Annotated in this window: 5 protein-coding genes; 3 read left to right on the top strand and 2 right to left on the bottom strand. The window is 52.8% G+C overall.

All coding sequences use genetic code 11. The features are described from left to right. Window positions 1–15: 15 nt before the first annotated feature. On the bottom strand, window positions 16–921 hold the full coding sequence (locus LX66_RS26015; RefSeq protein ID WP_145715802.1) for an IS982 family transposase: 906 nt from the start codon (window positions 919–921) through the stop codon (window positions 16–18). Between the two features lie 219 nt (window positions 922–1,140). Between LX66_RS26015 and LX66_RS26010 the strand changes: the two genes are divergently transcribed. Then, window positions 1,141–3,375 carry a cation:proton antiporter domain-containing protein gene (locus LX66_RS26010; RefSeq protein WP_145718958.1) on the top strand — a complete coding sequence of 745 codons (2,235 nt, stop codon included), beginning with the start codon at window positions 1,141–1,143 and terminating at the stop codon, window positions 3,373–3,375. A gap of 33 nt (window positions 3,376–3,408) precedes the next feature. On the opposite strand, the gene LX66_RS26005 is transcribed toward LX66_RS26010, so the two are convergent. Beyond that, entirely contained in the window at window positions 3,409–4,221 is an 813-nt protein-coding gene (locus LX66_RS26005; protein ID WP_145718956.1) for a hypothetical protein, read from the bottom strand. A gap of 212 nt (window positions 4,222–4,433) precedes the next feature. Here LX66_RS26005 and LX66_RS26000 point away from each other — a divergent pair, with 212 nt between their 5' ends. Both LX66_RS26000 and LX66_RS25995 read left to right on the top strand, forming a co-directional pair. Continuing rightward, window positions 4,434–5,081 (top strand): DUF4136 domain-containing protein, encoded by a 648-nt coding sequence (locus tag LX66_RS26000; RefSeq protein WP_145718954.1) that lies wholly within the window; start codon window positions 4,434–4,436, stop codon window positions 5,079–5,081. 62 nt (window positions 5,082–5,143) lie between these two features. Beyond that, window positions 5,144–6,880: a carbamoyltransferase family protein gene (locus LX66_RS25995; RefSeq protein ID WP_145718952.1), complete on the top strand. Its 1,737-nt coding sequence runs from the start codon at window positions 5,144–5,146 to the stop codon at window positions 6,878–6,880. Window positions 6,881–6,885 lie beyond the last annotated feature (5 nt).

Below are 6,885 nucleotides of genomic sequence, written 5' to 3'. Positions count from 1 at the left end.
TAACGTGTTGTGCTATTAAAAACATAAAGTGTGTTTGATCTTTGAAATTTTGAGACCATTTTTAAAATTGATAAACTGGAGTAAGGAGGTTGCCGATAGCTTGGAAGTCAACCTGGCAGCTAATCCTGTAAATGATTTAGCGTAGTTTCTTCGCAAATGGAATTGATCACATAACTGTGCAAATACCGTTTCTACCATCTGTCGTTTCGACCGGTTCTTCTTGGGATACTTTCTGTAGTTATGCTGATTGACTCGAAAAGGAACGTTTAACTTAACCTGGTAATGATCAAACAAATCCATTTGAACCGTTTTAGAGATATAGGCACGATCACCTAACATTACTTTCTGTTCAGGTAAAGCATCCAGATCCTTCAGGAAGTTGATATCATGGATATTGGCTTTGGTGATACCGGCCTGCTGAATAACACCGTTATCATAGATGATCAGATGTAATTTGTAGCCAATATACCAACTTCTGTTTATGGCACTGTAAGCTTTAGCCGGTGCGGTTTCAAAATCCTGTTTAAAGGATCGGAAGGACTTTTCCCTTACCATCTTTATTACAGGAACCGGGATACTGTCCACGATCATTGTCTGACTCAGATGTTCCAAATGCTGTCCTACATGGCCTTGTACACGTTCGATAACCGCTGTCAGACGTCTGCGACGACGGTTAAAACGGCTTCGATCAATCAGGTGGGGAAACTGGTCAGCATAATCGGTCTTCAACTTACTCCAGAGTAAATTTTCGGAATCAATGCCCAGGGCTTCCATACAACAAGAAAGTGCAACGATCTGTAAATCGTTCATCTTGGGTGCAACTGGATAGAATTGAAAATTGTTCCGACTATTTACTTCTTTTTCAAAGAGCTCTTTGCAAATGCTGTAGAATTTCCTGAAATTCGTGCGGATGTTGTGCATCTATCGTTCTGGTTTGTGTGGTTACTTACCAGGACGATTGCACAACATTTTTTATTTCATTGAGCTACATATATTTATTGTTAAAATACAACTTGCCTTTTTAATAGCACAACACGTTAATAATTAATAATTAATAATTTCTGTAACACAAGTGTCTCACGAAACACTACTCCTACGATTATTAATTGTTAATTCTTAATTATTAATTATTTTTCCCGCATGCACATTCCGCCGCTTATTACAGACCTGGCTTTAATACTGGCTGCTGCCGCCATTACTACGCTTATTTTCAAAAGACTGCGGCAACCGCTGGTACTGGGCTACATTGTAGCCGGCCTGCTGGTGGGGCCGCATGTGTCCCTGATCCCTACCGTTACAGACGAACATAATATCCAGACCTGGTCCGAGATAGGCGTGATCTTCCTGCTGTTCAGCCTGGGCCTGGAGTTCAGTTTCAAGAAGCTCATGAAAGTAGGTGGCGCCGCTTCCATTACCGCCGTAATAGAAGTGGTCATTATGCTCCTGCTGGGATACGCGGCCGGCCGCCTGCTGGGCTGGTCGGCCATGGACAGTATTTTCCTGGGCGGCATCCTTTCCGTTTCCTCCACTACCATTATCATCCGCGCGTTTGACGAGCTGGGAGTAAAAGGCCAGCAGTTTGCCGGCCTGGTGTTCGGCATACTGGTGGTGGAAGACCTGGTGGCCATCGTGCTGCTGGTGCTGCTTTCCACGCTGGCTGCCAGCCGCGAGTTTGCCGGTATGGAAATGCTGGGCTCCATCGTAAAGCTGCTGTTCTTTCTCATCGTATGGTTTGTGGCGGGCATTTTTTTCCTGCCCACTTTATTGCAGCGTACACGTAAGCTCATGAACGAGGAAACGCTGCTGGTCACCTCCATCGGGCTTTGCCTGGGCATGGTGGTGCTGGCCACGCAGGCCGGCTTTTCCCCCGCGCTGGGCGCTTTTGTAATGGGCTCCATACTGGCGGAAACCACGCAGGCCGAGAAAATTGAGCACCTGGTAAAACCGGTGAAAGAGCTGTTCGGCGCTGTATTCTTCGTATCCGTAGGCATGCTGATAGACCCCGCCATGATCCTGCGTTATATAGGGCCGGTGGTCATTATTACGGTCATTACTATTGTCGGCAAATTGCTGAGCACCACTATTGGCGCCTTGACGGCCGGGCAGCCCTTAAAACCTTCCGTGCAGGCCGGTATGAGCCTGGCGCAGATAGGGGAATTCTCTTTTATCATTGCCACCCTGGGGCTTACGCTGAAGGTGACCAGCGGTTTCCTGTACCCTGTGGCGGTGGCCGTGTCTGCCGTTACTACTTTTACAACGCCCTACCTCATCCGTTTATCCGAGCCGGTCTACAACCGTATAGCTGCCATGCTGCCGCATAAGTGGAAAACCACGCTGAACCGCTACAGTGCGGCCACCCAGACCATTGCCGTGGTGAGTGACTGGAAGCAGTTGCTGCGCTCGTATTTTATCAATATCGTGCTGTTCTCCGTGATCATTATCGCTATTGTGCTGTTATTGGCTTATTACGTGCTGCCAATGGTAAATGCCACCCCTGAAGACAGCAACTGGATGAGGATCGCCACGGCGCTGGTAACGCTTATCGTGTTATCTCCCTTCCTGTGGGCGCTGGCCTTCCGGGGTGTGAGCAGCCAGGAGTCCGCCAATATCTGGCAGCAGAAGAAGTACCGCGGCCCGCTGCTGCTGCTGCGCTTATTACGTATAATCGTAGCCGTGTTCTTTATCGGCTTTTCCGTGGAGCAGTTCTTTTCCACCGCGGTGGCCCTGCTGGTAACCCTGGGCATACTGGCCCTGCTGCTGCTTTTCCGCCGCAGGCTGCAGGATTTCTACAGCAAGATAGAGGAACGTTTTTTCTCCAATTTCAATGAAAGGGAAACCCGCGTGGGCAGCATCAACAAGCAGGTGCTGGCGCCCTGGGATGCCCACCTGGCCGTAATAGAGATACAGCCGGTGTCGCCGGCCATTGGTAAAAGCCTGCAGGAGCTGGCTTTGCGGGAAAGGTTCGGGGCCAATATCGTGCTGATCCGGCGGGGCGACCAGCAATACGCGGCTCCCGGGAAAGACGAGCGCCTGTATCCCGGCGATGTAGTGACCGTAATTGGTACGGATGAGCAGATCAGCCGGCTGTTCCGCTTCCTGGAGGAGGCAGACGGCAGCCGCGCGGATAAAATGATGCCCGCGCACGATATCGTGCTGCGCCGCTATCTTATTAAAAAGGAAATGCCCCTGTACAATAAAAGTATCCGCGAAGCCGGCATCCGCGAGCAGACCCAGGGTATGATACTGGGCATAGAGCGCAGCGGTCAGCGCATTCTCAACCCGGAGTCCACCACCATATTACAGGAAGGCGACATCATTTGGGTGGCTGGCAGCGACAAAAGGCTGGCCGCCTTCTTTAAGAAAGCGCAGGATTAAAAAAAGAAAGTCCCCCCGTTGGTACCTATTGGTCTATTGATACCTTAGCTCGGTAGTTTCCTGCGGACCGTTTGCGCCATACCGGGCAGTGATGCTCACGGGATAATCCGCCGCATTGTACGTATAGGTATACGTGTTGGTCAACCGGCTGTCGGTGCCGGCATGGCTGAGTTGCTCCGTCAATATGTTATTGGCCGATAAAAAGGCCGGCAGTATATCGGTAATGTAGCACAGGCCGGCTACCTGCTTCTGCGGGTTCGGCTGCTGGTCATACGTGTAGGTGACCGTAGAGCTTAGCGTGAAGTTGCCGCCAGCCGCCATGCGGCCGTAGTTGTCCATCCTGCTCACGTTCCCTGCATCGTTCCAGGTATAGGCCTGGTAATTATGGCTCTCAAACACGCCTTCCGCGTTGCGGTTGTAAAAATAGCGGGCGCTGATCCGGCCCTGGTTATCGTACACCAGGGAATCATAGCCCTGCACATCTTCGTCCCGGTAGTAATTGATCCTGGCAATGCGCTGCTGGTCCTGCGTATATACGAATGAGGAGAAGATGCGGCCGTCGCTGCTGTTCTCCTCGTCGGTAGCCAGCGTGCGCACCAGGCGTCCCTGCTCGTATACCGGTATCCGTACATCCATATACGCGCCCTCATCTGTCCGCTGTATCCGGGTGAGCCGGCTCACGGCATGCTGCCCGTTATAGGCAATGCGCATGGTGCTGGCATGGCTGTTGATGGATGCAAGGAAAGGACGTTCATTAGCCGGATCGCTGCTGCGGAAGGCGGTGAGCGCGGCAAAAGCAAGGGTGGCTGTAAATGTTACGGCCACGGTAAAGCTGGAAGTTTTCATAGGCATAAACGGTTAATAAGAAATGGTTAAAAGGAATATGGAATAGTTAGTGCTTCAAAAATAACATAAGGAAGCTGATTTTGTATAACATTTTTGTTGTATGTGTGTTGTTTGACAATTGAACATTACTCCCGGCAGGGCGTTATATTATTCGGGTTGAATTACTTATGCCAGCTCCTTATACCGTCTGCTCATCTTTTAAAATCATCATCATGCAAGGAAAGTCATATATGCTTATCGTAGCGCTCACAGGTCTTATCCTGCTGTTTGCATGCACCAGCACCACCCACATTACCGGCGCCTGGAAGAACCCGGAAGTAAAGCCGGCCGCCCAGGGCTATGACAACATTTTTGTAGCCGCCATGAGCCGGAACGTGAATGTGCGCACCCAGGTGGAGAATGCGCTGGCAGCGGCGCTGAGCACCTACGATAAGCGAACGCTGAAGAGCATAGATTACTTTGCGCCCAGGTTCCAGGAAACCCTGCCCTCCCGGGAAGCCATGCTGCAGAAGATCCGTACTGCAGGCGCCGACGCCATCCTCACCACCTCGCTGATCGACAAGCAGAGCGAGACCCGCTATGTGCCTGGTACCGCCGGCTACGCGCCCGTGCCGGCCTTCGGGTGGTACCGGGGATTTTATGCCTACTATGCCCACTGGTATCCCGTGATGTACTCGCCGGGATATTACGTCACCGACAAGACCTACTTCATTGAAACCAATCTCTATGATGCGGACAGCGAACAACTGCTGTGGTCCGCACAAACGGAAACCGTGAATCCCGGCAGCCTGGACCGCTTCCTGCAGGACTACCCCGAGGCGGTATTAACACAGATGAAGCGCGACGGCCTGCTCCGCTAGCAGCCCGGCTAACGTAAGCATTTGGAACAGTTTATGTATCTGCATAATGAAAACCACTGCTTATGTATACCCTGGGTATTAATGCCGCCTTCCACGATTCTGCCGCCTGTATTGTAAAGGACGGCCGCTTGCTGGCCGCCGTGGAAGACGAGCGCTTCACGCATATCAAGCACGGCAAGAGGCCCCTGCCTTTTTCCGCTTACGAGCTGCCTTATCACGCTATTGATTACTGTTTGAAAACAGCCGGCATACAGTTGAAGGACGTGGACCAGGTGGCCTATTCCTTTGACCCGTATATCCTGCTGGGCGGACGCAATACCCTGGAAGACCGCATCACCCTGCCTTTGGAGCCTTCCGCGCACAAGGTGCCGGAAAAGTGGATGTCGCCCTGGGACCCGCTGTTCCTTTCTTCCATTGTGAATGCGCCCCGACAATTGGTGGACGGTTATCCACACCATTTGCAGCAGCGCTTCAAAGGCGCTTCCTTTCAAAAGGAACAATGGCATTTTGTAGAGCATCACCTCTGCCATGCCGCCAGCGCCTTTCTGCCTTCGCCTTATGAACAGGCCGCTGTGCTGACCATTGACGGGCGGGGAGAAAAAGCCACTACTACCTTTAACCTGGGTACGGGCAACAACATGGAGCGCATTACGCAGGTGGATATGCCGCACTCGCTGGGCCTGCTGTATGAGCAGGTGACCACCTACCTGGGCTTCCTGCACTCTTCTGATGAATACAAGGTAATGGCCCTGGCTTCTTATGGCAAGCCGGTGTTTGCAGATGATTTTCGGGAAATGATACAGTTGCCGGACAATGGTCATTACACCATCAGCAACGAGCGGTTCACCGCCCGCTTCGGCCCTGCCCGGGAGCGCGGTACGCCTTTTACGCAGCATCATTTCAATATTGCGCATTCCCTGCAGGTGGTGCTGCAGGAGCGGGTGCTGGAGCTGGCGCAATGGCTGCAGCAGCAAACGCAGGCGGAAAACCTTTGCTTTGCCGGCGGCGTGGCGCTGAACTGCGTGCTGAATGCCGCCATCAGGGATGCCGGTATCTTCCGGAACATCTGGGTGCAGCCGGCCGCCGGCGATGCAGGCACCGCGCTGGGCGCAGCCCTGTGGATAGATGCGCAGCAGCGGCCGGGAGCAGGCCGCCGCTTTCAGATGGACCATGCCTACTGGGGGCCGGATTATGATGATGCCGAAATAGCGCGCTTCCTGGACTGGGCCAAGGTGCCTTACCGCCGTATGCAGGATGTAGCCGGCGAAACTGCCACCCTGCTGGCGGAAAACAGGATCATCGGCTGGTTCCAGGGACGCATGGAATTTGGTCCGCGCGCCCTGGGCAGCCGATCCATACTGGCGTCTCCCATATCGGCCGATATGCAGGCCCGGCTGAACGAGGTAAAGGACCGGGAGGACTTTCGCCCCGTAGCGCCCGTAGTGCTGGAAGAAGCGGCGCCGGACTGGTTTGAGCAGGCGGATTATTCTCCCTTTATGCTGTTCGTATACAAGGTAAAGCCGGATAAAAAAGCGCGCATCCCCGCCGTATGCCATGTGGACGGCACTGCGCGCATACAGACCATCAACCGGCAGCAGCATCCCCGTTATTATGACCTGCTGAAGGCATTTGAAGAACGCACCGGGGTGCCGGTGCTGATCAATACCTCCTTTAACACGCTGGGAAAACCGATCGTATGCACGCCGCGCGATGCGCTGGAATGCTTCTGGTCATCGCCTTTTGACGCGCTGGTCATTGGCAGTTTCCTGGTGGAAAAAAAACAAGGTGCTTCAATCTGACCTGT

Origin of the sequence: Chitinophaga japonensis (assembly GCF_007830125.1) — a bacterium.
Taxonomy (GTDB): Bacteria; Bacteroidota; Bacteroidia; order Chitinophagales; family Chitinophagaceae; genus Chitinophaga; species Chitinophaga japonensis.
This window is presented reverse-complemented; position numbering and strand designations above follow the sequence as displayed.